The sequence below is a fragment of the Pseudomonas sp. GW821-FHT07F05 genome, from assembly GCF_059418765.1.
The window spans coordinates 103484-129918 of sequence record NZ_JBWKQL010000005.1 but is presented as its reverse complement, the minus strand read 5'-3'; the positions used below and the strand labels follow the sequence as shown (position 1 = coordinate 129918).

Genomic DNA, 26435 nt, shown 5'->3' with positions numbered 1-26435 from the left:
GTGATCGCAGCGGGGGAGGAGGAGGGCGTTTCGGTCCCCTCGCGAGCGGTGCGACAGGGATATATCAGCCGCAGATTGGAGGGCTGTCAATCAATTAGTCAAATTTACGGACATATTTAATGATGGCTAAATATCTGTATTCGTAACTTATTGATTTATATAGCGGATAGAAAATTGACGCTGTTAAAAGGAGAAGAAATCCTAGCTTGCTGGCCACTATCTATGACTCATTTTCGTTACAGGTACGGCGTATCCACCGCTGGATATCCAGCGGCTGATACGCCGTTTCGCGAGCAAGCTTGAATCCCGTTACGTCCTTAGTCGATCAAACTCAGGTGTAGCGGCGCTTGTCCGGTGCGGGCGGGAAATACTGGTACAGCCAAGTCTCGCTCAACGTGCGATCACCGGTTTTGATGAACATGCGCATCTCCACGGGCTCTACGGAGTCGCTGGTCGGGTACCAATCGAAGGTCACGCGGAACCCCTTGATGTCCGGCAGCACCAGCACATTGAAATCCTGGACTTTGCCGTGTGACACAGTGACCACCGGCTCGATGCCCGAACCTTCCGGCAAGCGGTCCAGCCCGCCGCCATTGAAGTCCACGGCAAAACGCCGCGCCCAGACTTCCGGGTAATGCTCGCCCGGAGCCCAGCCTTCGATGAAACCGCCCATGCCTGAACGCGTCGCGTGCACTTGAGCCAGCGGTGTGCTGACCGGGGGCAGGGGGCTCCAGTAGAGCTTGTAGCCGTAGTTCATCGACATGCCGGCCTTGACTGGCACTTTCGGGTTCCAGAACGCGACGATGTTATCCAGGGTTTCGCCCGTGGTCGGCAGTTCCAGCAGATCGATGGAGCCCTCGCCCCATGCCGTCGTCGGCTCGACCCACAGGCTAGGCCTGCGGTGGTACCAATCCACGGTGTCCTGATAGGTCTTGAAGTCGTGGTCGGTCTGCACCAGACCGAAGCCTTTCGGGTCTTTGTCGGCGAAGGCGTTGAACTGGATCTTGGCCGGATTATTGAGCGGGCGGCAGATCCATTCGCCATTGCCGCGCCACATCGCCAGCCGGTCGGAGTCGTGGATTTCCGGGTGGAGCGTGTCGCACATGCGGCGTTCGTGGGTGCCGCAGCTGAACATGCTGGTCATGGTCGCAATGCCCAACTGCTCGATGTCCGCCCGCGCATTGATGTGCGCGTCGATGTCCATTACCACGCGGTCAGCCTGGCAATCGATATCGAAGCGGTATGCGCCCGTCGCACTGGGAGAGTCCAGCAGCGCGTAGACCACGAAGCGTGTGGCATCTTTGGTCGGCTTCTCGAACCAGAACTGTGTGAAGTCAGGGAATTCTTCAGGACTGTGGGCGTAGGTGTCGATCGCCAGACCCCGTGCGGAGAGGCCGTATTGCTTGTTGCTGTCGATGGCGCGGAAGTAGCTGGCGCCCAGGAACGACAGGATGTCGTTGATGGCAATCTCGGGGGCTTTGAACAATTTGAAACCAGCAAAGCCCAGGTCGCCCTTGAGCTGACTCTGGTCGATGCGACTGGCTTCGTAGTTGAACAGTTCGGGACGGAAATGCACTTCACGCGCCTGCTGGGTGGCCGGGTCGACGCTGTACATGCGCACCGGGGTCTTGAAGCCCGCGCCGACGTGGAAGAAATGCACGTCCAGTTGGCCTTTCACGTCATTCCACAGTGAATGGCCGGCGTCGTACTTGATCGCGTTGAATTGTTGGGGCGTCATGTTCGCCAAGGTTGGCGGCAGGTTCTGCTTGGTGCTGACGTAAGGCTTGCCGGCCATCTGCTTGGCGTTGTCCTGCAAGGTCTTGAAGTCAAAGTGTTCGATGTCGCCATCGGCCGCCGCAGCCAGCGCGCGTGCCGCATAAAGACCTGAGGCGGGTAGCGCGCTATAGGCTGCCAGCGCCATGGACGCTTTCAAGAGATTCCTGCGATTCATATGGTGAAGCCTCTGAAGATGCTGTGCCTTCCTGCACAAAAAAGTGCGCTTTCCCAATCCTTGCCGAACGCAAATTACCAACAAACAGATAACAATCTCGGCATCTTGTTCGCGCAAAGGGAAAAAAATCGTTTCAGGGCATCACCGATTTCGCTTCAACGTGCTGCTTGATCGGCCGATTTTGGCGGCGCATTTCAGGCCTGCGTGGTATGTCCACGGACAGCCATTGCCGCCTGACGCAGCGCCTCGGACCGTGTCGGATGGGGATGGCAGGTCAGGGCGATGTCCTCGGCTGACGCGGCGAACTCCATCGCCACGCAATACTCCGCGATCATCTCGCTCACGCTTGGGCCGACGAGGTGTACACCGAGAATCTCATCGGTTCGCTCATCCGCCAGCACTTTCGCGAAGCCCTCCGTTTCGTGATTGACCTTGGCGCGGCTGTTGGCGCTGAACGGGAATTTGCCCACCTTGTAAGCGCGACCTTCCGCTTTCAATTGCTCTTCCGTTTTACCGACGCTGGCCAGCTCGGGCTGGGTGTAGATGACGTTGGGGATCAGGTTGTAATTCAACTCGCCTTTCTTGCCGACGATCCGCTCGACACACACGCCGGCTTCGTCCTCCGCCTTATGCGCAAGCATTGGGCCTGACGTCACGTCGCCAATTACCCAGATGCCCTCCACCGCCGTGCGATGCCCCGTGTTGGGCAGGACGCCGCGCGTGTCCACTTCCAGTCCGACGGTTTCCAGACCCAGCCCTTTCGTCACCGGGCGGCGGCCGATGGACACCAGCACGTAGTCCGCTTCGATCTGCTCGGCTTCGCCACCGGCGGCGGGTTCAACTGTCAGGGTGACGCCGGTGTCCGCGGCGACGGCAGAGGTGACCTTCGAGCCGAGTTTGAACGCCATGCCCTGACGCGACAGCGAGCGGTGCAGCGTCTTGCCGGCCTCCAGGTCAGTGCCATGGGCCACATGGTCGAGAAATTCGACCACCGTCACCTTTGCCCCCAACCGGCGCCAGACCGAGCCCAGCTCAAGACCGATGACCCCCGCGCCGATCACCACCAGATGCTTCGGCACCTCGCTCAGCGACAGCGCCCCGGTGGAGTCGAGAATACGTTTGTTGTCGATGGTCACGCCGGGCAGGGGCGTTGGCTCGGAACCGGTGGCGATGATGATGTCTTTGGCCGTCAGCTCGGTCTCGGCACCTTCAGCGTCGGTGACGATGACCTTGCCGGGCCCTGCGAGACGGCCCCAGCCCTTGATCCAGTCGGCCTTGTATTTGCGAAACAGAAACTCGATGCCTTTGGTCAGGCCGGTCACGCTTTCGGCCTTTTGCGCCATCATCTGGGGCAGGTTCAGCGTCGGCGTGACCTCGATGCCGAGCTTCTTGAATTCCTCGCCCGTCGCCGCCTCATACAGCTCCGAGGCGTGAAGCAACGATTTGGAAGGAATGCAGCCTACGTTGAGGCATGTCCCGCCTAATGTTCCACGGCCTTCGATGCACGCCACTTTCAAGCCTTTCTGGCCCGCATGGATCGCCGCGTTGTAGCCGCCGGGGCCGCCACCGATGATGACAACGTCGTAGTGACTCATGAACGTACTCCTCAAGGAATCCAGCAATGGAGGGAAGCGTAGCCGCGTCTGGACAAATGTCGCGCGTCACTTGGCGGCTTAAATGATGGATGTAATATTTCTCCTGGAAGCGCTTCAAAGTCAAGCGAGCGAGTTTGGTCACTGCCTCGCGGGAAGTGTGCAGGACCAGCTTTAGCCGGGTAGGCGCCTTCCCGTCTGTGCAGTGACTAAACTCGATACGACGGCAGGCGATATCTACCTGTCTGCTGCCTGTCTGACCCCGCATCTCGCGTTACGCAAACGAATAATCAGACGAAAATTTCACGACTTCTGTTATATCGTAACGCCCTGTCTCAGCGTCACTTGTGCCGCGTAATTGCAACGCCGGTGGGTGGGCGGGAAGGGTGATGAATGGCAGCGTTAAACGGGCTTTGGAGTTGCAATGCGGGTTGATCTGGATGATGAGGGCGTTGCACCGGCGAGCCTGCCGCGATTTCAGCAGGCGGTTGTTCAATCGAGACGTCTTTCACGGCTGACGTACCTGACAGGAGCGATGGGCGTCATCGGCCTGGTGGTGTCGCTGTTCGTCGACCTCTTTTCCCCCAACTCGCTGTGGACGGCGGTGCTGACGAACAGCGCCGCCAGCCTGCTTGTGCTGGCGGCGGCGTTGCAGTCGGCCCACGTGGTCAGCCAATGGCGCGTAGGCGTCATCTCACCGCCTGAGTCGATTCGAACAGACGAAGAAGCGCTGCTTCACAGCGAAGAGCAGGGCTGGTACGACCGCGTGCTCGGACGCATCAGCGGCGCCGGCACCTCAATGGTCGGCCAGGTCGGATTGCCAGTGTTCTGGCTGGCAGGCTGGGCGTTGCTGTCGCTGATCAGCATTGGCCTGATCTGGAACCTTGCGCTGTCGGGCAGCAATGTCGGCCTCGTCGGTAACGTGGTCGGCGGTTTGCTCCTGTTGATCGGTTTTGCGCTGCTGGTGCTGGAGCGGCAATTCAGCAACGAATCCGAGGCCAGTTGGCCTGAAGCCGAGCAGTTGGCGCAGATGACCAAGGTCGCCATCGGTACGCTACTGGTCACGGCGTTCTGCCTGTTTTTCTCCTCCGTTGACCGCGTATGGCCCGCCCGGCTCGCAGTGTTGATCGGACTCTTGCCAGGGCTGGTTGCTGTCGAGTTGCTCACCCGCGCGTTGCTGTCCGTTTTTAGTCCATGCAATGAACGCCTTGAGCCGCGCTTGATCGCCACCAGCTTTGTCGCCGGTCTGCTGCGCTGGCCGCCGCGCCCGCTGCTGGCGTTGCAAAACGAGTTGCACAACCGCTTCGGCATCGACCTGCGTCAGATCTGGGCGTTTACCTACATGCGCCGCGCCTTTCTGCCGGTGCTGGTGGTCATCGTCGGCCTCGGCTGGTTGCTGAGCGGTGTTCACGAAATCCCCATGCAGGGCCGCGGCATTTACGAGCGCTTCGGCAAGCCGGTTGAAGTCCTGGAGCCGGGTCTGCATGCCGGTTTGCCTTGGCCTTTCGGAACGGTGCTAGCGGTGGAAAATGGCGTGGTCCACGAGCTGGCGACCAGCGTCTCAGAGGGAGCCGGTGCCGAGCAGACCGTTGACCCTGCCGAAGGTCCGCCACCCGCCATCGCCAACCGTCTGTGGGACGCCACGCACATCAACGACAAGTCGCAAGTGATCGCCAGTGGCTCGGGAGACAAGCAAAGCTTTCAGATCGTCAACATGGACGTGCGCTTTGTGTATCGCATCGGTTTAACGGACGAAGCCGCACTGGCCGCGACCTATAACAGCGCCGACATTCCCAGCCTGATTCGCAGCACCGCCAGCCGCGTGCTGGTGCATGACTTTGCCTCGCGCACCCTCGACGAATTGCTGGGTGAGCAGCGCAACGATCTGGCGGCCGACATCGGCGACGCCGTGCAGCGCGACCTGAAAAAACTCGACAGCGGCGTGGAAATTCTCGCGACCGTGGTCGAGTCGATTCATCCGCCAGCAGGGGCGGCCAACGCCTATCACGCTGTCCAGGCCGCGCAGATCAGCGCTCAGGCGTTGATTGCCCGGGAACGTGGCGCGGCGGCCGATCAGGCCAATGTGGCGCAGCTGCACGCCAGCATGGCCCACGATCAGGCGGCGGCGACCTCGCGGGAAGTCATGGCCACGGCGCAAGGGGCGGATTTGCGCTTCAGCGCTGAACAGCAGGGCTACGCCAAGGCGGGCCAGGCATTCCTGCTCGAGCAGTACCTCAGTCAGCTGACCCAGGGGCTGACCCACGCCAAGTTGCTGGTGCTGGATCATCGGCTCGGCGGCACCAGCGCGCCGACCATTGATTTGCGATCTTTTACCCTCCCGGTCGACCCCGCAGCGTCGACCCGATCAGCTGACCAGCCCTCGGCTGAATAAGGAGTCTTCCCTTGAGCCTGTTTCATTCCCACGATCATCACGACCATTCTGGCCACGACCACAGCGGTCACGGTCATGGCGGCCATCATCACGGTCATCACCATGGCGAAGCCTCCGGCCCGGCCGTATTTCCGTGGCGTCGTGCTGCGTTGGCGGCAGTGCTGATTGCCTTCGCGGTCGCGGCGGCGAGTCTGGTGCAGGTGCGCTCCGGCGAGGCAACGGTCATCACGCGCTTCGGCAATCCGGCGCGAGTGCTGCTCGATCCCGGCCTGAGCTGGCGCTGGCCGGCGCCATTCGAAGCGGCGATCCCCGTCGACCTGCGTTTGCGCACGACCTCAAGTGGCTTGCAGGACGTCGGTACCCGTGATGGTCTGCGCATCATCGTTCAGGCGTACGTGGCCTGGCAGGTGCAGGGCGATCCGGACAACGTGAAGCGCTTCATGCGCGCCGTGCAAAACCAGCCGGACGAAGCAGCCCGACAGATCCGCACCTTCGTCGGCTCGGCACTGGAGACCACCGCCGCCAGCTTCGATCTGTCGAGCCTGATCAACACCGACGCCAATCAGGTGCGCATCGCCGATTTCGAAAACCAGCTGCGTCAGCAGATCGACAAGCAACTGCTGACCACTTACGGCGTTCGCGTCCTGCAAGTGGGGGTTGAGCGTCTGACGCTGCCGTCGGTGACACTCAACGCGACGGTCGACCGGATGCGCGCCGAGCGTGAGACGATCGCCACCGAGCGCACCGCCATCGGCAAGCGCGAGGCGGCGCAGATCCGCTCCGCTGCGGAACGCGACGCGCGGATTGTCGAGGCCGATGCAACCGTGAAAGCTGCCGACATCGAGGCGCAATCCCGCGTCGAAGCGGCGCAGATTTACGGCCGCGCCTACGCCGGTTCGCCCCAGCTGTACAACTTGCTGCGCTCGCTGGACACCCTCGGGACCGTGGTGGGGCCGAGCACAAAACTGATTCTGCGCACCGATGCCGCACCGTTCCGGGTGCTCGTCGATGGCCCGCCGACCCTTGATGGCAAGGCTGGGACCCAGCCATGACCGAGCAAGACGCGGCGCACATCGAGCGGCCGGTGGTGAACAGCCCTTGGCTGCAGGCCAGTCGCCTGGCGTTTCTGGGTCTGTATGTCGTGACCCTGCTGGCGGCGCTTGGCTGGGCGGTCTCCAATGTGCGGGAAATCGATCCACAGAACCGTGCGGTGGTGTTTCGCTTTGGCGAGTTGGACCGTGTGCAGAACGCCGGCTTGCTGCTGGCCTGGCCGCAACCGTTCGAGCAGGTGGTGCTGCTGCCTTCCGCTGATCGCGTGATCGAGCGGCACGTCGAAACGCTATTGCGCTCACCCACTGCGTTGGCGGCCGACAAGATCACCAGCTTCGCGACGCCGATGAGCGACGCGCTGGCAGGGTCAGGCTATCTGCTCACGGGCGACGCCGGCGTCGTACAACTCGACGTGACGGCGTACTACAAAGTGACGGACCCACGGGAGTTCGTGCTGCAAGGCGAGCACGTGCTACCGGCGCTGGATCGTCTGGTCAATCGCAGCGCCGTCAGCCTCACCGCAGCGCGGGATCTGGACACCATTCTGGTGGCGCGTCCCGAACTGGTGGGCTCCGACAGCCAGTCTGCCGAGCGTCGCGAACGCCTGCGTGGAGACCTGGTGCAGGGCATCAATATGCGGCTCGGCGAGCTGACGGCCACCGGCGTCGGTTTGGGCTTCGAGGTGGTACGGGTCGACGTGCAGTCCAGTTTGCCGGCGGCAGCGGTGAATGCGTTCAACGCGGTACTGACTGCGAGTCAGCAAGCCGATCAGGCCGTGGCGAACGCGCGGACGGATGCGGAAAAACTCAACCAGACCGCCAATCAGCAGGCTGACCGTACCCTGCAGGTCGCCCATGCCCAGGCGTCCGAACGGCTGGCCAAGGCGCAGACCGACACCGCCGCGGTGACCGGCCTGGCGATGTCGATCCAGAACAAGAGCGATCCCGGATTGCTGCTGCGTATCTACCGCGAGCGGGTGCCTGCCATCCTGAGACAGGCGGGTTCAGTGACCACGGTCGATCCCCGCGACGATTCCCGCCTGATCATCCAGGGAGCTGACAAATGAGTGGCGAAGCCGTGCATAACCATTCCCACGATCCTTCTCACACGCGTGCCGCGCCAGTCGCGGCCGGCAGCATGCTCACCAGCCGCGAACAGCGCAGCGCAGCCCGTCAGTTGACGCTGGCGATGCTTGCCTTGGGCTTGCTTGCATTGGGGCTGGTCTGGCGATTCGTCTCGCCCGAGCAAGTCGGCGTCAGCCAATTGCTGCTGGGCGCCGCCTCGCTGTTGGTGGCCATCCCGGTGGTCAGCGCCGGCTGGCACAGCCTGCGTTATCCCAGCCTGCACGGCATTACCGATCAACTGATTGCCCTGGCCATGCTCGGCGCCTGGGCGACGGGCGATCTGATGACCGCCGCGTTGCTGCCCATCATCATGATCTTCGGCCACGTGCTGGAGGAGCGCAGCGTGATTGGCTCCCAGGAAGCCATTCAGGCATTGGGCCGTCTGACCCGCAGCCATGCCCGGCTGATCGACAAGGATGGCGTGATCCGCGAAGTCGACAACGGGACGCTGGTGGCAGGTGATCGCGTCGAAGTGCGCGCTGGCGATCGCGTACCGGCTGACGGCTTGGTGATCTCGGGGCAGGCCAGCCTCGACACGGCGCCCATTACCGGCGAGTCCGTCCCGCTTGAAGCGCGTGCAGGCATGGAAGTCTTTGGCGGCGCGATCAATCTCGACGGTCTGCTGCGTATCGAAGTGACGCGTATCGGCAACGAGTCGACCCTGGGCAAAGTCATCGCGCTGATGCAAAGCGCCGAACGCTCCAAACCGCCCATCACCCGACTGCTGGAAAAGTACGCCGGCAGCTACATGGTGCTGGTGCTGCTGATTGCGGCCGTGACCTGGTTCATCACTAATAACGCCCAGGCCATGCTGGCCGTGTTGGTGGCTGCGTGTCCCTGCGCGTTGGTGCTGTCGGCGCCGGCGACCGCCATCGCCGGTATTGCAGTCGCCGCGCGCCACGGCATTCTGATCCGCAGTTCGGCCTTTCTTGAAGAGCTGGCTGACCTCACTTCGCTGGTTGTCGACAAGACCGGCACACTGACTTATGGGAGTTTGCGCTTGCAGTCGGTTCAGGCCGAGGAGGGCGCGGGTGACGACGTCATTGCGCTGGCGGCAAGCCTGGGTTCGGCGAGCAGCCACCCGGTCAGTCGCGCGCTGGCGACGTTGGTCGGCAAGGATCATCTGCTTGCTCTGGACGACATTCGGGAGCGCCAGGGGCTGGGCGTCGTTGCACAGACCGCCCGGGGTGAAGCGGCGTTAGGGCGGCCTGAGCTGTTCGCGCAGTTGGGCATCGCGACGTCGCCGGTTCCCGACCACGATGGCCCGATTGCCGGGCTCGCGGTAAACGGGCACTTTCTGGCCTGGCTGCTGCTGGCGGACAGCCTCAAGCCCGAGGCTCGTCAGGCCTTGAGTGAGCTGCGCGAGCTGGGCCTGGGCCGGCAGTTGCTGCTGACCGGTGATCGCCAGAGTGTCGCCGACAGCCTGGGCCACGAGGTCGGCATCAGTGATATCCACGCCCAGGCGTTGCCCGAGGACAAGCTCAATCGGGTCATGAGCGAAATCAAAAAAGGCTTTCGCCCGATGGTCGTCGGCGATGGCATCAACGACTCCCTGGCGCTAAAGGCCGGCGTTGTCGGCGTCGCGATGGGGGCGGGCGGGGCGGACATCGCGTTGGCCTCCGCCGACATCGTCTTGATCGGCAGTGACCTGCGCCGCCTGGGCACCTGTGTGCGGTTGAGCCGCCAGTGCCGCCACACCTTGCAGGTGAACGTGATCATCGGACTCGGCTGGACGCTGGCCATTGTCGCCATGGCGGCTTTTGGCGTGCTGGGCGCGGCAGGCGCCATGATCGCTGCGGTCTTGCATAACCTCAGCACGCTGCTGGTACTGGGCAACGCCGGGCGGCTGCTGCGTTTTCACGAGCCCATCGCGAAGTTTCACAATCCCTCCTGAGCCAGATTCCCCGGCGCTTGTACCGAAAGCGCCGGGTTAGAGGCTCCCACTAAGTATTAAAATTCGCTTGAGCTTTGAAGAACTCTGTTACAAATTAACTCCAGTCTCGTTTCGGGGTGCTCCATTTACAGGCGACACACTGGCTCGAATTCTGGGGGCACAGCGTCGTACCCGTTGTAGGTTCGTCGTCGTTCAAACCAGCCAATCGCCTGACGGCTCCTGATCTGGAGCCGGTTATGGACTACCCTTTTCCATGTAGCTGGATCAGGGGGATTTCATATGCTCGCGCAACTTCCACCGGCGTTACAGAACCTTCATCTGCCGTTGCGTCTCAAGCTCTGGGACGGCAACGAGCTTGATTTGGGCAGTGATCCCCGCGTCACGATCGTGGTCAAGGACCCGTCCCTCGTTTCCGATTTCACCCACCCTAGTCTTGGCCTCCTTGGCAGCGCCTTCGTTGAAGGCCGGCTTGAGCTGGAAGGCTCGATCAGCGAAGTGGTCCGGGTGTGCGACGAGCTGACCAAGGCACTGGTGGATGAGGACGACGACAATCTCCCTGTGCGCACCGAGCACGACAAGGCCACCGATGCTGCGTCGATCTCCTACCACTACGATCTCTCCAATGACTTCTATCGCCTGTGGCTGGACCGGGAGATGGTCTACTCCTGCGCGTATTTCAAGACCGGCAACGAGACGCTCGATCAGGCCCAACAGGACAAGTTTCACCACCTGTGCCGCAAGCTGCGCCTTAAACCCGGGGAATACCTGCTCGATGTCGGCTGTGGCTGGGGAGGGCTTTCCCGCTTCGCCGCGAGTGAATACGGCGTCAAGGTGTTCGGCATCACGTTGAGCCGCGAGCAATTGGCGCTGGCCCAGGCGCGGGTGCGCGCAGACGGTCTGCAGGACCGTGTCGAAATGCAGCTGCTCGATTACCGGGATCTGCCCAAAGACGGCCGCTTCGACAAGGTCGTCAGCGTCGGCATGTTCGAGCATGTCGGCCACGCCAATCTCGAGCTTTACGCAAAATGCCTGTTCGATGCGGTCAAGGAGGGCGGTCTGGTGATGAACCACGGCATCACCGCCAAGCACACCGACGGGCGTCCTGTCGGGCGCGGCGCGGGTGACTTTATTGATCGCTATGTGTTTCCCAATGGTGAACTGCCGCACCTGTCGATGATCACCGGGTTCATCAGCGAGGCGGGTCTGGAAGTGGTCGATGTGGAAAGTCTGCGCCTGCACTACGCCAAGACGCTCGAACACTGGAGCGCCCGTCTGGAAGAGAAACTCGACGTCGCCGCGGCTATGGTGCCGGAGCAGGCGCTAAGGATCTTTCGGTTGTATCTGGCCGGCTGTGCCTATGCGTTTTCCAAGGGCTGGATCAACCTGCACCAGATATTGGCGGTGAAGCCGTATGCAGACGGCAGCCATCATTTGCCGCTGACGCGGGATGATTTGTACCGGTGAGTGCCCCAAGCCTGTGGGAGTCAGCTGACTTCCACAGGCCTTCAATACCACTCACAGAATCGGCGAAATCAGCCTAGCAACCCGCATTCCCAGCTGCTGCAAGTGATGTGTCTCTTTGCTCTCTTCGCTGGAGATCTCGTGAGAGAGGGCGAAGTCGTCGATCAGCATGTTTTCCACCTCCCGAGCGAAGTCTTCATCCACGGTCAGCAGCATGAGTTCGAAGTTGAGCCGGAACGAACGATTGTCCAGGTTGGCGCTGCCGATCGCCGAGATCGCGTTGTCCACCAGCACCACCTTCTGATGCAAAAAGCCGGGCTTATAGCGAAAGATACGCACGCCCGCGCGCACGGCTTCAAAGGCAAACAGGCTGGAGGCGGCGTACACCGTGTAGTGGTCAGGGCGCGACGGCAGCAGCAGGCGCACATCAACGCCGCGTAGCACCGCCAATCGCAGCGCTGCGGAGACAGGCTCATCGGGAATGAAATACGGGGTTGTGATCCAGACCCGTTCGGTCGCCGCGTGAATGGCTTCGACGAAGAACAGCGAGCAGGTTTCCTGCGCATCGGCCGGGCCGCTGGCCAGTAACTGGCACAGCACGCCGTCTTCCGGGTAACTGTCCGGCAGGATCAGCGGCGGGATTTCACGAGTCGCCCAGAACCAGTCCTCGGCAAACGATTCCTGCAGACACGCCACGACAGGTCCGACGACGCTCACATGGGTATCGCGCCATGGCGCCAGCGGCGGCTTGAGGCCGAGGTACTCATCACCCACGTTGTGGCCGCCAACGAAGCCTTTGATGCCATCCACCACGACGATCTTGCGGTGGTTACGGAAGTTGATCTGGAAGCGTGTCAGCCAGCCGCCACGTGTGGCAAAGGCCTTGATCTGCACGCCGCCATCGCGGAGCTTCTCGATATAACGCGCCGGCAGCGCATGGCTGCCAATGCGGTCGTAAAGCACATGAATCGCCACGCCTTCAGCGGCCTTCTCCAGCAACAACCCTTGCAGACGTCGACCGAGATCATCGTCGTGGATGATGAAAAACTGTACGAACACCACTTGCCGGGCGCTTTTGATGGCCTCGAAGATCGCGTCGAATGTTTCATCGCCGTTGATCAACAGCTTCACTTCGTTGTTCGCCAGGCACGGCATGCGTCCCAGCTTCGGCATCGCGCGCAGGGAGCGATAAGCGTCCGAGCGCCGCGCCGCTACCGCCTCTTCAATCCATGGCTTCCAGTTGAAGTCGGCGATCGCCACGCGCATTTCGGTGTTCGCCTGACGCCGCGCCTTGATGTAGGCATCAAACGTACTCCTGCCGAAAACCAGATACGGAATCAGTGCGACATAAGGGATGAAGATGAGAGGCATCGCCCAAGCGATTGAGCCCTGAGCCGTACGCACCGTGAGTAAGGCGTGGATAGCTGCGACAATGCCCAGCAAGTGAGTGAAACCGAGCAAATAGCCAAAGAAATACGGGCTGTGGTAATCCATGCGCAACCTTGTGCCATAAGCTTATTGGTGTCTAACAGACCACAAGGCGCCGGGATTGTCGCTATTTTATTGAGGCTGCAACTGGCTGCTCGATCCACCGTCTAAACGTCATCGTTCAGTGGCCTGCGTGCAGGCCGCACCAAGATGCCCAAGAGTCATTAAAGGAAACCCGATTCATGAAAAAGCGCGTACTGGCGTTGATGGTTTGTATGACTGCGCCCTTCGCCCAGGCGGAGGTTCTGCAGCCCGGACTGTGGGAACTGAGCTCCAGCAACATGCAGGTAGATGGCCAACAGATGCCGGACCTGCAAGTGATGCTGTCGCAATTGCAAATGATGGCGCCGCAGCAGCGCGCAGCCATGGAACAAATGCTGGAAAAACAAGGCGTTACTCTGGGCGGGAAGGGCGTTCGTATTTGCCTGACCCAAGAGCAGGTCAAGAATGAGCAGATTCCGCTGACAGATCCGAAGTCTGGCTGCACCCAGCAGATCACCGAACGCACCGGCGCCACCTGGAAATTCAAATTCAGTTGCCCTCGCGCTCAAGGCACTGGGACTGCACAGTTCCTCAGTGACCGCGAGTTCAACACCCACGTCATTGGCTCGTTCAACGCCACAGGCCAGCAGCAGAACGGCAGCATGGACACGCGCGCTGTATGGCTCGGTCAGCAATGCGGCACTGTAAAACCAAGGACCTGATTCTCTGCTTACTAAGCGCCCTGACTTGTCAGGGCGTTTTTGTCTGTACTGACAGCGAGTCGTGTTCCACGTGGAACATCTTGTTGTTTCACATGAGCTTTTCCGCCTTAGGCGTTGAAGATCCTCACTAAAATCCCGCCGATCTTATAAAAAGCTTCATCTTCGTCCGATATTCCGGCTGTTATATTGTAACCATCGCCCTTCATCTCTGAGCCGGGATGCTCTTCGCCTTCGGAACGTGCCATGCACCGACGTCAAATGCTGCTTAACATGCTTTTGGCCAGCGCCGCCTTTACGCTGCCATTCTCAGTCAATGCGACGCAGATCCGAAACGCCCGCCTGTGGCGTACTAACAGCAAGCTGCGGCTCGTGTTTGATCTCAGTGGCCCGGTTCAATACAAGACCTTCACGCTGAGCGCGCCTGAACGGATCATCATCGATGTCAGCGGCGCGCGGCTTGAAGGCAACTTCAGTCAGCTGGCGCTCGAAAACACGCCGATCAAATCCATCCGCTCCGGCCACTTCGGTCAGAGTGATACGCGCATCGTCCTTGACCTCGCATCGCCCGTGCAGCTCAACAGTTTCCTGCTGGGTCCCGAAGGTGCCCAAGGTAACCGGCTGGTGCTGGATCTGGGCCATGACGTGCTTTCCCGTCCTCCGGTGCAGTTGGCCGCCGCTGCGCCATTGGCGAAAGAGCCACCCGTGCAGACAGCAGGGAGAGATCGATCCAAGCGCGACATCATGGTGGTCGTCGACGCCGGGCACGGTGGCAAGGACCCGGGCGCCGTTGGCTCGAAGGGTGAGCGCGAGAAAGACGTCGTGCTGTCCATCGCGCAGTTGCTCGCCAAACGCTTGAAGCGCGAAAAGGGCTTTGATGTGCGCCTGGTCCGCAATGACGACTTCTTCGTTCCGCTGCGCAAGCGCGTCGACGTCGCACGCAAATACAACGCTGACATGTTCATCTCGGTCCATGCCGACGCAGCCCCTCGGTTGACGGCTTCCGGCGCGTCGGTGTTTGCCTTGTCGGAGAACGGCGCGACATCTGCCACGGCGCGCTTCATGGCCCAGCGTGAAAACGGCGCCGACCTGATCGGCGCGACCAGCCTGTTGAACCTGAAAGACAAGGACCCGATGCTGGCCGGCGTGATTCTCGACATGTCGATGAACGCCACGATCGCCGCGAGTCTGGATTTGGGTCACACCGTACTGGGTAGCCTGGAAGGGATCACGACGCTGCACCAGAAGCGCGTGGAACAGGCCGGGTTTGCGGTACTGAAATCACCCGATGTGCCGTCGATTCTGGTCGAGACCGGTTTTATCTCCAACAGCCGCGACAGTCAGCGCCTTGTCACCGCGCGCCACCAACAGGCCGTGGCCGATGGGTTGTTTGACGGCATGAAGCGCTACTTCGAGCGCAATCCGCCGGCAGGCTCTTATGTGGCGTGGCGGCAAGAGCAAAAGGCGAATCAGGCGGTCGTCTGACGGACTCAGTCGTGACGCAGGATGTACAAGTTCGCTCTCATCAAACGTGACACCACTGCAGATGCACCTGCCTAAACGCCCATTGTGGGAGCGAGCTTGCTCGAGAACAGGTCGACATCCGCTGCATATATAGCGCCTGGAACACCGTCTTCGTGAGCAAGCTCACTCCCACATGGACAGTGTTTGCCAGGGAGCCAGCACGGCGTATGGACGACGAAATCTTCCCTGATGCCTGCAGGGGTCAGCTTACCGACAACCCATCACCCGGTCGCAGGTGATCTTGGTACGGCTTCCATTTGAGCTCGACACCCGACTGATCGTCGTCCAGCCCACTTTCTGGATGTAACCCACCCACGTCTCGCCGTCCGATGCGAGCCCGGTAAAAAACGTCAGCGAACCGTATCGGCTGTTGGTCTGCGCCCAGCGGCGATTGCCCACGCTTTCAACGCCGCGCACAAACATCGTGTTCCCTGCGACCGCCACGCTGTACGTGTTGTTGCCGGCATCGATGCAGGCCAACAGCGTCGCGCTGCGTGTGCATAGCGCCTTGTCCAGCCTGGGCGAGGGCGGCATGGCGATGGCCTGCGTGCTCAACGCCAGTAAGCACCCTGACAAAAGCCAAAACAACCGAGTCATGAAGCGGCCTCAAAAAAGATTAGCGTGTGCGTATCGTTATACTATAACGTAAAAAGCGATATCATCCGTACTCTGGTGAAACCTTCATGAACCGCCTTCCCGTTACCGTTCTCTCCGGCTTCCTTGGCGCTGGTAAAAGCACGCTGCTGAACCACATCCTGCGCAATCGCGACAATCTGCGCGTCGCCGTGATCGTCAACGACATGAGCGAGATCAACATCGACGGCAGCGAAGTTCAGCGGGACGTCAGCCTCAATCGGGCGGAAGAAAAACTGGTGGAGATGAGCAACGGGTGCATCTGCTGCACCCTGCGCGAAGACTTGCTGGAAGAGGTCAGCCGGCTGGCCCATGAAGGCCGGTTCGACTATCTGCTGATCGAATCCACGGGCATTTCCGAGCCGCTTCCCGTGGCGGAGACCTTTACCTTTCGCGATGAGCTGGGCCGGAGCCTGGCCGATGTCGCCCGCCTCGACACCATGGTGACGGTGGTCGATGGCCTTAATTTTCTGCAGGACTTCAACGCTGCAGAGAGTCTGGCCTCGCGCGGAGAGACCCTGGGCGAGGAGGACGAGCGCGCGATCACTGATCTGCTGATTGAGCAGGTCGAGTTCGCCGACGTGATCCTGATCAGCAAGATCGACCTGATCAGCTCAACCGACCGGCGAGAGCTGATGGCAATTTTGCGGCGGCTCAACAGCCAGGCAGAGATTCTGCCGATGGTTATGGGCGCCGTGCCCCTCAGCAAGATTCTGGACACGAGCCGTTTCGATTTCGAACGTGCGGCTCAGGCACCGGGCTGGCTCAAGGAGTTGCGCGGCGAGCACACGCCAGAGACCGAAGAATATGGCATCGCGTCCACGGCTTATCGGGCGCGTCGGCCGTTTCATCCACAGCGATTTTTCGACTTCCTGAATGCGCCGTGGGAAAACGGCCGACTGCTGCGCTCGAAGGGCTTTTTCTGGCTCGCCAGCAAGCACGAGGACGCCGGCAGTTGGTCCCAGGCCGGCGGCTTGATTCGTCACGGTTTCGCCGGTCGTTGGTGGCGGTTCGTGCCCAAGGCGCAGTGGCCGCAGGACGACGAAAGCACCCAGGTGATCATGCGCAGCTGGGAAGCCGAGACCGGCGACTGCCGTCAGGAACTGGTGTTCATCGGTCAGAACATCGACTTTGCCCGGCTGGCGGCAGAGCTTGATCAATGCCTGCTGACTGACGCCGAGATGGCGGGCGGCGTTGCGGACTGGCGCTCGATGCCTGATCCGTTTGGCGACTGGTATGGCGACGCGGCGTAGCACCCGTCTGACTCACTGCGTTTTCCAGATGCCCTTGCTCTGCTGCTCGCAGAACGGTTTGAGAAACGCGGCGTCGCTGGCAACGCCGTAATAGTGAATGTTCTGCCGATAAGGCATATTGGCCACCTGCGCGTTGCTGCACTGGCCAAATGACCCGGCAGGGCACTGCTCCGAGTACGTGACCTCGGTTTTCTGATCCTTGAGCTGAGGTTTGCAGAATCCGTCGTGGAACAGGTCTGGCGGGATGTTCAGATTTTCCTGACAGACTTTGACGTCCACTCGCTCGCCTTGGCTGTGCACCACGCACGACTCAGCGCGGACCTGCGTCGACGTCATTGCCATCAGCGCCCATGCCAGCCCCATAGGCAGCCAGATTGCTCGCATCATTTACCTCCGTCAGCGCTCATTCAGGAGCGATCTCAAAATGGCCGACATGCTGCAGAACATCCCCACTCATGTCATTGCGGGCCCTTTAGGTGCTGGCAAGACGAGTCTGATCAGGCATCTTTTGAAGCAGAAACCGGCGGGCGAGCGCTGGGCTGTGCTGATCAATGAGTTCGGCCAGATCGGCCTGGATGCTGCGCTGCTGACGACCGGCGATGATGGTATCGCACTTGGCGAAGTGGCTGGTGGCTGCCTGTGCTGCGTCAATGGCGCGCCTTTTCAGATTGGCCTCGGCCGGCTCTTGCGAAAGGCCAGGCCGGACCGCTTGCTCATCGAGCCCTCCGGGCTGGGGCATCCGGTTCAGTTGATCAAGCAATTACACGAGGCGCCCTGGGTCGGGGTGCTGTCGGTCCAGCCCAGTGTCATGGTGCTCGACGCCCAGGCACTCGCCCACGGCAAAGTGCTGCCTGAGACGCAACGAGAAGCCTTGGCCCATGTGGGTTTTTTGGTGCTGAACAAGTCTGAAGGGCTGGACGCCATAACGCGAAAGGCGATCGCCGATGCGCTGCCTTCTCGCAGGCTGTACTGGACCGACCACGGCGTATTGTCTCTGGATTCGTTGCCTGGCGTTGAGGTCAACGCTCACGCTGGCTCGGCCAATCCGGCCATCCCCCAATCATTGCCGCAACTCCCCGCAACGTGGGCGGATCCAGCCACGCCGGTATGCCTCAGTCAGCAGCAGGCGGAGGGCTGGAGCATCGGCTGGCGCTGGCACCCTGAGCGAGTATTTGATGCGGCGAAAGTCCAGTCCTGGCTGCAAACCTTGAACTGGCGGCGTGCCAAGCTGGTTATCCACAGCGAAAAGGGGTGGATCTCAGGCAATGCGGTGAACGGGAGTGTGCTGGAATGGGCGTCGAGTGAGTGGCGCAAGGACTCTCGCCTCGAGCTGATCTTCGATGGTCCTCAGGACGAGGCCGCTTTGCAGACAGCGCTGGCGGCCTGTCTGCTCTGAAACGAGTTATCCACAGAGGATCACTGCTTCCACTTGTTGTGTTCTTGACGCCATTGGCTCAGCTGAATGATCTCGGCGGTCGGTTTCGGGTCTTTGATCTCGAACGGGTAGGGCGCCAGCTCGATCTGCGCCGCGTGGGCACCGAACATGGTGATCGTGCCGGGATGCCGGTGCTCACCGGTGACCGTGAACTCGAAGTTATACACCCGCGCCAGTCGCTTGCGACCCTCATTGTCGCGCTTGAACGCGAGTCGCTTCAGCGCCACGTTGCCGTCGAGCAACTCAAGATCAAGTTTGGCGCAGTGCTGTTTGACGCGTTCGAGCGCCCGTTCACGCAGGCCATGGGCGTGCCACAGCCAGGCGCCGGCAGTCGCCAGCAGCATGAGGACGAAAATGTTGCCCAGGGTCAGCATGGAAAAGGAACTCCAACAGAAGGCTTGCAGCTTAACTGCGTCGGGTGACAGACAGCCATAGCCCTAAAGTTTAATTTCGCTTCACTTCGTCCGGCATCGCCACTACTGTGCCTTCCCGGTCTCAGGAACCTGCCATGAAACGTACGCCCCATCTACTCGCCATCCAGTCGCATGTCGTGTTTGGTCACGCCGGCAACAGCGCAGCCGTGTTCCCTATGCAGCGTATCGGCATCAATGTCTGGCCGCTTAATACCGTTCAGTTCTCCAACCACACTCAGTATGGCCACTGGGCGGGGGAAGTCCTGGCGCCGCAGCAGATTCCGGCGTTGGTCGAGGGGATTGCGGCGATAGGCGAGCTGGGCAATTGCGATGCGGTGCTGTCGGGTTATCTGGGGAGCGCAGCGCAGGGACGCGCGATTCTGAGCGCCGTTGCGCAGATCAAACGCGCCAATCCACGCGCGCTGTATTTGTGTGATCCGGTGATGGGGCACCCGGAGAAGGGCTGCATCGTGCCGCAGGAAGTGAGCGATTTCCTGCTGGACGAAGCCGCTGCAGTCGCCGACTTCCTTTGCCCGAATCAGCTGGAGCTGGACAGCTTCTCCGGCCGCAAACCCGAATCGTTGCTTGACTGCGTGGCCATGGCGCGGGCGTTGCTGGCCCGAGGTCCCAAGGCGGTAGTCGTCAAGCACCTGGCCTATCCGGAGAAACCTGCGGATGGCTTTGAAATGCTGCTGGTGACCGAGGACGAAACCTGGCACCTGCGCCGGCCGCTTCTGGCGTTCCCTCGACAGCCAGTTGGTGTCGGCGACCTGACGTCCGGGCTGTTCCTGTCCCGGATTCTGCTCGGTGACGACCTGCGCAGCGCCTTCGAATTCGCGGCTTCAGCGGTGCATGAAGTGCTGCTGGAGACCCAGGCCTGCGGCAGCTACGAGCTGGAGCTGGTGCGCGCGCAGGACCGAATCGCTCACCCGCGGGTCAAGTTCGAAGCGGTCCGGCTGTAAGCCAAACCGGTGCTTGCTTAAACCGGCTCATCCTTGATTTCACGATAACGCTTCTCCAGCTCCTGACGGATCTGGCGGCGTTGTTGTGCCTGCACGTAACGGCGCTTGTCTTCGCTGTTGGCCGGTGTCAGCGGCGGTACGCTGGCAGGTTTGCGCTGGTCATCCACCGCCACCATGGTGAAGAAGCAGCTGTTGGTGTGACGAACCGAGCGCTCGCGGATGTTTTCGGTCACCACCTTGATGCCCACTTCCATGGACGTATTGCCGGTGTAGTTGACCGACGCCAGGAACGTGACCAGCTCGCCGACGTGAATCGGCTCACGGAAAATCACCTGATCCACCGACAGCGTCACCACATAGCGCCCTGCGTAACGGCTGGCGCACGCGTAAGCCACTTCGTCGAGATACTTCAGCAGCGTCCCGCCGTGCACGTTGCCGGAGAAGTTGGCCATGTCCGGGGTCATCAATACAGTCATCGACAGCTGGGCGTTTCCGGGTTCCATAGCGTTGCTCACGGTCTGAAAGGGTCAGAAGGCACCTTGCTCGGGTGCTCGAATGCAGATTGGCGACAAAACCATCGATACCGGGACGCCAACGGCCGCTCCGCCGTCACGCCCTGTACCCATCTGTTTCCATATATTGCACTGGCTTCTCCCGCTTTTGTGCGGTGTTAACCTGCGGAAGCCCTTGGATGGGGTAAATCCTGCGTCTCAGTCAGAATATTCAGGCTTCGTTGGCGAGTTTTCGTACAGCAGTCGTCTCTCTTTCAGACGGATACGCGTATTTCATCGATTGCCAGCAGGAGCAGCGCCCATGCATGCCATCAGTTTCATTCAGGACCTGGCAGTGATCATGCTCGTGGCTGGCGTTGTAACGGTGGTGTTTCATCGGCTCAAGCAACCGGTGGTGCTGGGCTACATCGTGGCCGGCTTCATCATCGGTCCGCACACCCCGCCGTTTGGCCTCATTCACGACGAGGACACCATCAAGACCCTAGCCGAACTCGGCGTGATCTTTCTGATGTTCTGCCTCGGCCTGGAATTCAGCCTGCGCAAACTGTTCAAGGTCGGTGCGACGGCGTTCATCGCCGCGTTTCTCGAAATCATGCTGATGACCTGGATCGGTTACGAAATCGGCCAGTTCTTCGCCTGGAACACCATGGACTCGCTGTTCCTCGGTGCCATTCTGGCGATCTCGTCCACCACCATCATCGTCAAGGCGCTCAATGACCTGAAGATGAAAAACCAGCGCTTCGCCCAGCTGATCTTCGGCGTGCTCATCGTTGAAGACATCCTCGGCATTGGCATCATCGCGCTGTTATCGGGGATCGCCGTGAGCGGCACGGTCAGTTCCGGGGAGGTGTTTTCAACGGTCGGCAAGCTGTCGCTGTTCATGATCGTGGCGTTGGTCATCGGCATTCTCGTCGTGCCGCGATTGCTGGCCTACGTGGCGAAGTTCGAGAGCAACGAAATGCTGCTGATCACCGTGCTGGGCTTGTGCTTCGGGTTTTGCCTGCTGGTGGTGAAGCTTGAGTACAGCATGGTGCTGGGGGCGTTTCTCATCGGCGCAATCATGGCCGAATCCAGGCAACTGGCGAAGATCGAGCACCTGGTCGAGCCCATCCGTGACATGTTCAGCGCGATCTTCTTCGTCGCGATCGGCTTGATGATCGATCCGAAGATTCTGCTCGATTACGCCTGGCCCATCGCGGTGATCACCGTCGCTGTGGTGCTGGGCAAGATGATTTCCTGCGGGCTTGGCGCTTTTATCGCTGGCAACGACGGTAAGACCTCGCTGCGGGTGGGGATGGGGCTGTCACAGATTGGCGAATTCTCCTTCATCATCGCAGCGCTGGGGATGACGCTGCAGGTCACCAGCGATTTTCTCTACCCGGTCGCCGTGGCGGTCTCCGCGATCACGACGCTCTTGACCCCTTATCTCATCCGCGCAGCAGACCCTCTGTCCCACACGCTGGGCGCCATTGTTCCTGCACGCATGGCGCGTGTGTTTGGAATGTACGGGGAGTGGCTGCGCAGCATTCAGCCCCAGGGGCAGGGCGCAGTGCTGGCAGCGATGATCCGGAAGATTCTGCTGCAAGTCGGAATCAATCTGGCATTGGTCATCGCCATCTTCTTTACAGGAGCATTCTTTGCGGAGCGGATTGGCGTGTATTTCAGCGACTGGGTCAGCGATCTCGGGCAGCAAAAAGCCTGGATCTGGGGTGCGTCGTTGCTGCTTTCACTGCCGTTTCTGATCGCGGCTTATCGCAAGTTAAAGGCGCTGTCGATGCTGCTGGCAGAGATGAGCGTGAAGCCGGAGATGGCGGGCAGGCACACAGCGCGCGTCCGTCGGGTGATTGCCGAAGTGATCCCGCTGCTGTCTTTGCTGGTGATTTTTCTGCTCATCGCATTGCTGTCATCCAGCATGCTGCCAACGCGCGAATGGCTAATGCTCATTGTCGTTGTGGCGGCTGTGGTGGCTGCCGTCCTGTGGCGCTGGTTCATCCGGGTGCATACGCGCATGCAGATCGCGTTGCTCGAAACCTTGGGCAATCATCCTGAGCCCTGAGTTGTAAATCAGCGTTGAGGTGCTTGCCTCAACGCTGATTCAGGGGAGCGGTTGTGCTTCTCAGCTTTCCAGCCAGACGTCCCGCGCCCAGTGCCAGACGGATTCCCAGCTTTCTTCGGTGACGAGTTCTTCTTCGCCAGACCACAGCACCACAGTGCCGTCTTCTTCAACGCAGTAGTAATCCTCGCCGTCCTGGCAGATCGGGATCAGCTCGCGGGGTACGCCGATATCCCAGGCGGTCGCTGCCACTTCCGGCAAATACGTATGGGAGACCGGGTCAGTGACGGTGACAGGCTCAAGACTGCCGTAGACCACGTCGCTGACGGTCAGCAAGAACTCCTTGAAGACGAAGGGGATATTGATGAACAGCTGCTCTTCAACCTCGACCAACTGATCTTCATCAGGCAGCTCAAGCGGGACAGGGACCGGTTCATTGGCTTCACGGAGTTGTTCGATGACTTCTTCCACGACGTGGATCCTCTAACGATTTGCGCGGGTTATACAGTAGCTCAAAGGCATCGCCAAATTAACTTGGCTTCTATAAAAAGCAGAACCCCGGAACAAGTCCGGGGTTCAGTTGCAGCAGCTCAGCGGTATTAGCCGTTCTGGCGGATACCTGCCACCAGCCAAGGCTGGTTGTCGCCCTGAGCGCGTTCCATGTTCCAGCTCTCGCTGAACACTTCGCCCTGATCGAAGCGCGACGTTTTCGACACACCGCTAAACGTCAGCGTGGCGATGGTCTTGTCGGCGCGATCATCCAGACCGTCAAGTTGCACGGTGAGGTTGTCGATGAAGGTGGACTGGAAACCGTCGCCCAGATCGGCACGTTCTTTTTTCAGGAACTGCAGCATTTGCGGGGTCACGAACTCGGAGATCTTGTCCATCTCGTTCGCGTCCCAGTGCTGTTGCAGCGACTGGAAGTGGCTGCGGGCCGCTTCAATAAAGCGTTCTTCGTTGAACCAGGCTGGCGCGTTGATCACCGGACGGGCTGCCGCTGCTGGAGCGGAACCGCCGAAGATCGAATTCTGTGCCGGTTGTGGTTGCTCGAAGGTTTCACGCTGATAAGGAGCACCAGCGGGAGCCATCTGTGGCTGCTGTTTGCGTCGACGCGCCGCGATGAAGCGGAAGATCACGAAGGCGATGATCGCCATGATCAGGATGTCGAAGAACTGCATGCCTTCGAAGCCACCGCCCATGAACATGGAGGCCAGAAGACCACCGGCGGCGAGACCGGCCAATGGGCCGAGCCATTTGGAAGCACCGCCCGCAGCAGGCGCAGGACGGCCGGCGGCGTTAGGTGCAGCGGCAGGAGCGGAAGGAGCTGTTTGACGCGCCTGGTGACTTGGCGCCGAGCCCATGCTCTTGCCACCACCGAAACGCGCAGCATTGACGTCGAGGCTCATGGTGAGCCCGATCATCAGTGCCAAAGCGATGCTAAGAAAACGTTGCATAAGGGAATTCCCGTTTGTGGATTGCACGCGCGCCATGTTGCACAGGACAAATGGGGATGACCAGCGGCCATATGTTTCCGGCTTTTGCGTGAATCTTCACCTGCCTGTCCTATTTGGGTTGTAGGCAGGTGAAGAAAGTTCTGTAGGAAAGATGGGGGGTGGATGTGGGAATGCAAGGGGTGCATCAACGCATCCTCCGTTACCGCTCACACCGGCTCGAGCTTCGCGTACCCCAGCATCAGCCACTTGCTGCCTTCCGAAAAATTCACCTGCACCCGCGCCTGAGCGCCTGAACCCTCGAAGTTGAGGATCACGCCTTCGCCAAACACCGCGTGCTGCACATGCTGACCCAGGGAGAACTGGCTCTGCGGAATGGCTTCGCCGTCGAACAGACGACTCGGTGCCATGGTTTTGGAACCGCCGAACGGACGGGTCACGCTGTTGGACAGACGCACTTCCTGAATCAGATTAGGCGGGACCTCCCGTACGAAGCGCGAGACCTTGTTGTAGGTTTCGCTTCCGTACAGGCGTCGGGTTTCTGCGTAGGTCATCACCAGATGCTGCATGGCGCGGGTGATGCCCACGTATGCCAGACGGCGCTCTTCTTCCAGGCGGCCCGGTTCTTCCAGGCTCATCTTGTGCGGAAACAGGCCTTCTTCCATGCCCACCAGGAACACGTACGGGAACTCCAGACCCTTGGCGCTGTGCAGCGTCATGAGCTGAATGCTGTCTTCGTGCTCATCCGCCTGGGTGTCGCCGGCCTCCAGGGAGGCATGGCCGAGGAATGCAGCCAGTGGCGTCAGGTCTTCCTCCTCGTCGCTGTTCTCGAAGGCGCGCGCGGCGCTGACCAGTTCCTCAAGGTTTTCCACCCGGGCCTGGCCTTTCTCGCCTTTTTCTTCCTTGTGGTACGTGATCAGGCCGGACTGCTCGATGACCGTTTGGGTCATCAGGTGCAGCGGCATGTCTGCGGCCTTGGCGGCGAGGTTTTCGATCAGTTCGATGAACGCGCCTAACGCGCTAGCCGCACGACCGGCCAAGCCTTTGTTGGCGACCAGCAGGCGCATGGCCTCCCACATCGACACGTCGGCATGGCGCGCATGCTCGCGAATCGCTTCGACGGTTTTCTCGCCAATGCCGCGCGGCGGGACGTTGATGACCCGCTCCAGCGCCGAATCGTTACCGCGCCCGTCCAGCAGGCGCATATACGCCATGGCGTTCTTGATTTCGGCGCGCTCGAAGAATCGCTGGCCGCCGTAGATACGGTACGGGATGCGCTCGCGCAGCAAGGCCTCTTCGAGGACCCGCGATTGGGCGTTTGAACGGTACAGAATGGCGATGTCGCTGCGCGCTAGTCCGGTCTTGATCGCGCTCTCAATGGTCTCGACCACGTAGCGCGCTTCGTCGTGTTCGTTGAACGCGGCATACAGATTGATCAGCTCGCCATCGCCGACGTCCGTCCACAGTTCTTTGCCCAGACGCCCGGTGTTGTTGACGATCAAGCCGTTGGCGGCCTTGAGGATGCTCGCGGTGGAGCGGTAGTTCTGCTCCAGGCGAATGGTCTCGGTGTCAGGGAAATCTTCGGAATACTGATGAATATTCTCGATCTTCGCGCCGCGCCAGCCGTAAATGGACTGATCGTCGTCGCCGACCACCATCAGGCTGTCGCCACCTTGGGCGAGCAAGCGCAACCAGGCGTATTGAACGGCGTTGGTGTCCTGGAATTCGTCTACCAGCACGTGACGGAAACGACGCTGATAGTGCGCAAGCAGGCTCGGGTTGTCGCGCCACAGGTCCAGCGCGCGAAGCAGCAACTCGGAGAAGTCGATGACGCCGGCGCGCTGACACGCCGCCTCGTATGCCTCGTAGACCGACTTCATGGTCGTCAGAAACAGATCGCCCGAGGCCTGGATGTGCTTGGGGCGCAGCCCTTCGTCCTTCTGGCCATTGATGAACCACTGCGCCTGCCGTGCCGGCCACCGCTGCTCATCCAGATTCAGCTCGCGCATGACGCGCTTGACCAGTCGCTGCTGGTCATCGCTGTCGAGGATCTGGAAGCTCTGATTAAGACCCGCTTCCTGCCAGTGCGCCCGCAGCAGGCGGTGCGCCAGGCCGTGGAAAGTGCCCACCCACATGCCGGCCGGGTTGATACCCATCAGCTGCTCGATGCGATGGCGCATCTCGGCGGCGGCCTTGTTGGTGAACGTCACCGACAGGATCGAGTGCGGCGAGGCGTTCTCGACCTGGATCAACCAGGCGATACGGTGCACCAGCACACGGGTTTTGCCGGAACCAGCGCCGGCCAGGACCAACTGACGACCCACGGAGGCAGCTACGGCCTGGCGTTGGGCATCGTTGAGGGAGTTAAGCAGAAGGGAGAGGTCATCGCGCATCGGGGCATTCTAGGGTGCCGTGAGGGCATGGGCAAACCCTAACGCTGGCCGGTCGTGATGTTGCCGGTCCCATTTTTGCCGTCTGTAGATTTTAATTGATGACTGTTTGGTCTCGACGATCCCTTGTGTATCCTCCGCGAACGTTCAAGGCCC

General features: G+C 60.6%; 22 protein-coding genes. 11 read left to right on the top strand and 11 right to left on the bottom strand.

All coding sequences use genetic code 11. The features are described 5' to 3' along the window. Window positions 1-331 precede the first annotated feature (331 nt). Together AC07RO_RS13420 and lpdA are read right to left on the bottom strand one after the other, a co-directional pair. Window positions 332-1951: a glucan biosynthesis protein D gene (locus AC07RO_RS13420; protein WP_282365426.1), complete on the bottom strand. Its 1620-nt coding sequence runs from the start codon at window positions 1949-1951 to the stop codon at window positions 332-334. A 194-nt stretch (window positions 1952-2145) separates the two neighbouring features. Further along, on the bottom strand, window positions 2146-3546 hold the full coding sequence (gene lpdA, locus AC07RO_RS13415; protein WP_495086249.1) for a dihydrolipoyl dehydrogenase: 1401 nt from the start codon (window positions 3544-3546) through the stop codon (window positions 2146-2148). A 421-nt stretch (window positions 3547-3967) separates the two neighbouring features. Between lpdA and hflK the strand changes: the two genes are divergently transcribed. The 5 genes from hflK to cfaB all read left to right on the top strand — a co-directional run bounded on the left by hflK (window position 3968) and on the right by cfaB (window position 11467). Continuing rightward, window positions 3968-5935 (top strand): protease modulator HflK, encoded by a 1968-nt coding sequence (hflK, locus tag AC07RO_RS13410; protein WP_495086248.1) that lies wholly within the window; start codon window positions 3968-3970, stop codon window positions 5933-5935. Window positions 5936-5946: 11 nt separating this feature from the next. Then, on the top strand, window positions 5947-6987 hold the full coding sequence (gene hflC / locus AC07RO_RS13405; protein ID WP_192174514.1) for a protease modulator HflC: 1041 nt from the start codon (window positions 5947-5949) through the stop codon (window positions 6985-6987). Further along, on the top strand, window positions 6984-8051 hold the full coding sequence (locus AC07RO_RS13400; protein ID WP_346627371.1) for an SPFH domain-containing protein: 1068 nt from the start codon (window positions 6984-6986) through the stop codon (window positions 8049-8051). Before hflC ends, AC07RO_RS13400 begins: the two co-directional genes overlap by 4 nt. Beyond that, the gene (locus AC07RO_RS13395) at window positions 8048-10003 is read left to right on the top strand and encodes a cation-translocating P-type ATPase (RefSeq protein WP_495086247.1); all 1956 of its coding nucleotides are present in this window, start codon (window positions 8048-8050) and stop codon (window positions 10001-10003) included. The genes AC07RO_RS13400 and AC07RO_RS13395 overlap by 4 nt, the downstream gene beginning before the upstream one ends. A 279-nt stretch (window positions 10004-10282) precedes the next feature. Then, window positions 10283-11467: a C17 cyclopropane fatty acid synthase CfaB gene (gene cfaB, locus AC07RO_RS13390; protein ID WP_346627372.1), complete on the top strand. Its 1185-nt coding sequence runs from the start codon at window positions 10283-10285 to the stop codon at window positions 11465-11467. A 51-nt stretch (window positions 11468-11518) separates the two neighbouring features. Here the strand turns inward: cfaB and cls are convergent, their stop codons facing one another. Continuing rightward, window positions 11519-12958, bottom strand: a complete 1440-nt coding sequence (gene cls / locus AC07RO_RS13385) for a cardiolipin synthase (RefSeq protein ID WP_282365421.1) — start codon at window positions 12956-12958, stop codon at window positions 11519-11521. 176 nt (window positions 12959-13134) lie between these two features. Between cls and AC07RO_RS13380 the strand changes: the two genes are divergently transcribed. After that, window positions 13135-13656, top strand: a complete 522-nt coding sequence (locus AC07RO_RS13380) for a DUF3617 domain-containing protein (RefSeq protein WP_346627373.1) — start codon at window positions 13135-13137, stop codon at window positions 13654-13656. 107 nt (window positions 13657-13763) lie between these two features. Here AC07RO_RS13380 and AC07RO_RS13375 read toward each other — a convergent pair whose 3' ends face one another. Beyond that, the gene (locus tag AC07RO_RS13375; RefSeq protein ID WP_346627374.1) at window positions 13764-13901 is read right to left on the bottom strand and encodes a hypothetical protein; all 138 of its coding nucleotides are present in this window, start codon (window positions 13899-13901) and stop codon (window positions 13764-13766) included. Here AC07RO_RS13375 and AC07RO_RS13370 point away from each other — a divergent pair. Further along, on the top strand, window positions 13900-15138 hold the full coding sequence (locus AC07RO_RS13370; protein WP_346627375.1) for an N-acetylmuramoyl-L-alanine amidase: 1239 nt from the start codon (window positions 13900-13902) through the stop codon (window positions 15136-15138). The two genes, AC07RO_RS13375 and AC07RO_RS13370, sit on opposite strands and share 2 nt — an antisense overlap. A gap of 246 nt (window positions 15139-15384) precedes the next feature. On the opposite strand, the gene AC07RO_RS13365 is transcribed toward AC07RO_RS13370, so the two are convergent. Continuing rightward, the gene (locus AC07RO_RS13365) at window positions 15385-15774 is read right to left on the bottom strand and encodes a glutamine synthetase (protein ID WP_495086246.1); all 390 of its coding nucleotides are present in this window, start codon (window positions 15772-15774) and stop codon (window positions 15385-15387) included. An 86-nt stretch (window positions 15775-15860) separates the two neighbouring features. Between AC07RO_RS13365 and zigA the strand changes: the two genes are divergently transcribed. Continuing rightward, on the top strand, window positions 15861-17063 hold the full coding sequence (zigA, locus tag AC07RO_RS13360) for a zinc metallochaperone GTPase ZigA (RefSeq protein WP_495086245.1): 1203 nt from the start codon (window positions 15861-15863) through the stop codon (window positions 17061-17063). Between the two features lie 12 nt (window positions 17064-17075). Here the strand turns inward: zigA and AC07RO_RS13355 are convergent, their stop codons facing one another. Beyond that, a complete protein-coding gene (locus tag AC07RO_RS13355) occupies window positions 17076-17447 on the bottom strand; it encodes an NADH:ubiquinone oxidoreductase (protein ID WP_192174566.1) in 372 nt (123 codons plus the stop codon). 49 nt (window positions 17448-17496) lie between these two features. Between AC07RO_RS13355 and AC07RO_RS13350 the strand changes: the two genes are divergently transcribed. Beyond that, the gene (locus AC07RO_RS13350; RefSeq protein ID WP_192174567.1) at window positions 17497-18459 is read left to right on the top strand and encodes a CobW family GTP-binding protein; all 963 of its coding nucleotides are present in this window, start codon (window positions 17497-17499) and stop codon (window positions 18457-18459) included. Window positions 18460-18479: 20 nt separating this feature from the next. Here AC07RO_RS13350 and AC07RO_RS13345 read toward each other — a convergent pair whose 3' ends face one another. Beyond that, entirely contained in the window at window positions 18480-18872 is a 393-nt protein-coding gene (locus tag AC07RO_RS13345) for a DUF3301 domain-containing protein (RefSeq protein ID WP_074886003.1), read from the bottom strand. A gap of 134 nt (window positions 18873-19006) precedes the next feature. Here AC07RO_RS13345 and pdxY point away from each other — a divergent pair, with 134 nt between their 5' ends. Further along, window positions 19007-19873: a pyridoxal kinase PdxY gene (gene pdxY / locus AC07RO_RS13340; RefSeq protein ID WP_192174523.1), complete on the top strand. Its 867-nt coding sequence runs from the start codon at window positions 19007-19009 to the stop codon at window positions 19871-19873. A 17-nt stretch (window positions 19874-19890) separates the two neighbouring features. Here pdxY and AC07RO_RS13335 read toward each other — a convergent pair whose 3' ends face one another. Beyond that, window positions 19891-20376 (bottom strand): acyl-CoA thioesterase, encoded by a 486-nt coding sequence (locus AC07RO_RS13335; RefSeq protein ID WP_122534219.1) that lies wholly within the window; start codon window positions 20374-20376, stop codon window positions 19891-19893. 310 nt (window positions 20377-20686) lie between these two features. Between AC07RO_RS13335 and AC07RO_RS13330 the strand changes: the two genes are divergently transcribed. Then, a complete protein-coding gene (locus tag AC07RO_RS13330) occupies window positions 20687-22441 on the top strand; it encodes a cation:proton antiporter (RefSeq protein WP_495086244.1) in 1755 nt (584 codons plus the stop codon). A gap of 60 nt (window positions 22442-22501) precedes the next feature. Here AC07RO_RS13330 and AC07RO_RS13325 read toward each other — a convergent pair whose 3' ends face one another. The 3 genes from AC07RO_RS13325 to uvrD form a co-directional block, all read right to left on the bottom strand. Beyond that, window positions 22502-22909 carry an SMI1/KNR4 family protein gene (locus tag AC07RO_RS13325; protein WP_192174524.1) on the bottom strand — a complete coding sequence of 136 codons (408 nt, stop codon included), beginning with the start codon at window positions 22907-22909 and terminating at the stop codon, window positions 22502-22504. Window positions 22910-23037: 128 nt separating this feature from the next. Then, a complete protein-coding gene (locus tag AC07RO_RS13320) occupies window positions 23038-23892 on the bottom strand; it encodes a Tim44 domain-containing protein (protein ID WP_192174525.1) in 855 nt (284 codons plus the stop codon). A 206-nt stretch (window positions 23893-24098) separates the two neighbouring features. Then, window positions 24099-26282, bottom strand: a complete 2184-nt coding sequence (uvrD, locus tag AC07RO_RS13315) for a DNA helicase II (RefSeq protein WP_282365412.1) — start codon at window positions 26280-26282, stop codon at window positions 24099-24101. Between the last annotated feature and the right edge of the window lie 153 nt (window positions 26283-26435).

Bases quoted from the DNA above. Each gene is read 5' to 3' on its own strand.
- AC07RO_RS13345 (WP_074886003.1), bottom strand. From the start codon at position 18,872: ATGCTGACCCTGGGCAACATTTTCGTCCTCATGCTGCTGGCGACTGCC.
- AC07RO_RS13365 (WP_495086246.1), bottom strand. From the start codon at position 15,774: ATGACTCGGTTGTTTTGGCTTTTGTCAGGGTGCTTACTGGCGTTGAGC.
- lpdA (WP_495086249.1), bottom strand. From the start codon at position 3,546: ATGAGTCACTACGACGTTGTCATCATCGGTGGCGGCCCCGGCGGCTAC.
- AC07RO_RS13400 (WP_346627371.1), top strand. From the start codon at position 6,984: ATGACCGAGCAAGACGCGGCGCACATCGAGCGGCCGGTGGTGAACAGC.
- AC07RO_RS13320 (WP_192174525.1), bottom strand. From the start codon at position 23,892: ATGCAACGTTTTCTTAGCATCGCTTTGGCACTGATGATCGGGCTCACC.
- zigA (WP_495086245.1), top strand. From the start codon at position 15,861: ATGAACCGCCTTCCCGTTACCGTTCTCTCCGGCTTCCTTGGCGCTGGT.
- AC07RO_RS13375 (WP_346627374.1), bottom strand. From the start codon at position 13,901: ATGGCACGTTCCGAAGGCGAAGAGCATCCCGGCTCAGAGATGAAGGGC.
- AC07RO_RS13380 (WP_346627373.1), top strand. From the start codon at position 13,135: ATGAAAAAGCGCGTACTGGCGTTGATGGTTTGTATGACTGCGCCCTTC.
- AC07RO_RS13335 (WP_122534219.1), bottom strand. From the start codon at position 20,376: ATGGAACCCGGAAACGCCCAGCTGTCGATGACTGTATTGATGACCCCG.
- hflK (WP_495086248.1), top strand. From the start codon at position 3,968: ATGCGGGTTGATCTGGATGATGAGGGCGTTGCACCGGCGAGCCTGCCG.
- cfaB (WP_346627372.1), top strand. From the start codon at position 10,283: ATGCTCGCGCAACTTCCACCGGCGTTACAGAACCTTCATCTGCCGTTG.
- AC07RO_RS13355 (WP_192174566.1), bottom strand. From the start codon at position 17,447: ATGCGAGCAATCTGGCTGCCTATGGGGCTGGCATGGGCGCTGATGGCA.
- AC07RO_RS13420 (WP_282365426.1), bottom strand. From the start codon at position 1,951: ATGAATCGCAGGAATCTCTTGAAAGCGTCCATGGCGCTGGCAGCCTAT.
- pdxY (WP_192174523.1), top strand. From the start codon at position 19,007: ATGAAACGTACGCCCCATCTACTCGCCATCCAGTCGCATGTCGTGTTT.
- AC07RO_RS13350 (WP_192174567.1), top strand. From the start codon at position 17,497: ATGCTGCAGAACATCCCCACTCATGTCATTGCGGGCCCTTTAGGTGCT.
- AC07RO_RS13330 (WP_495086244.1), top strand. From the start codon at position 20,687: ATGCATGCCATCAGTTTCATTCAGGACCTGGCAGTGATCATGCTCGTG.
- uvrD (WP_282365412.1), bottom strand. From the start codon at position 26,282: ATGCGCGATGACCTCTCCCTTCTGCTTAACTCCCTCAACGATGCCCAA.
- cls (WP_282365421.1), bottom strand. From the start codon at position 12,958: ATGGATTACCACAGCCCGTATTTCTTTGGCTATTTGCTCGGTTTCACT.
- AC07RO_RS13370 (WP_346627375.1), top strand. From the start codon at position 13,900: ATGCACCGACGTCAAATGCTGCTTAACATGCTTTTGGCCAGCGCCGCC.
- AC07RO_RS13395 (WP_495086247.1), top strand. From the start codon at position 8,048: ATGAGTGGCGAAGCCGTGCATAACCATTCCCACGATCCTTCTCACACG.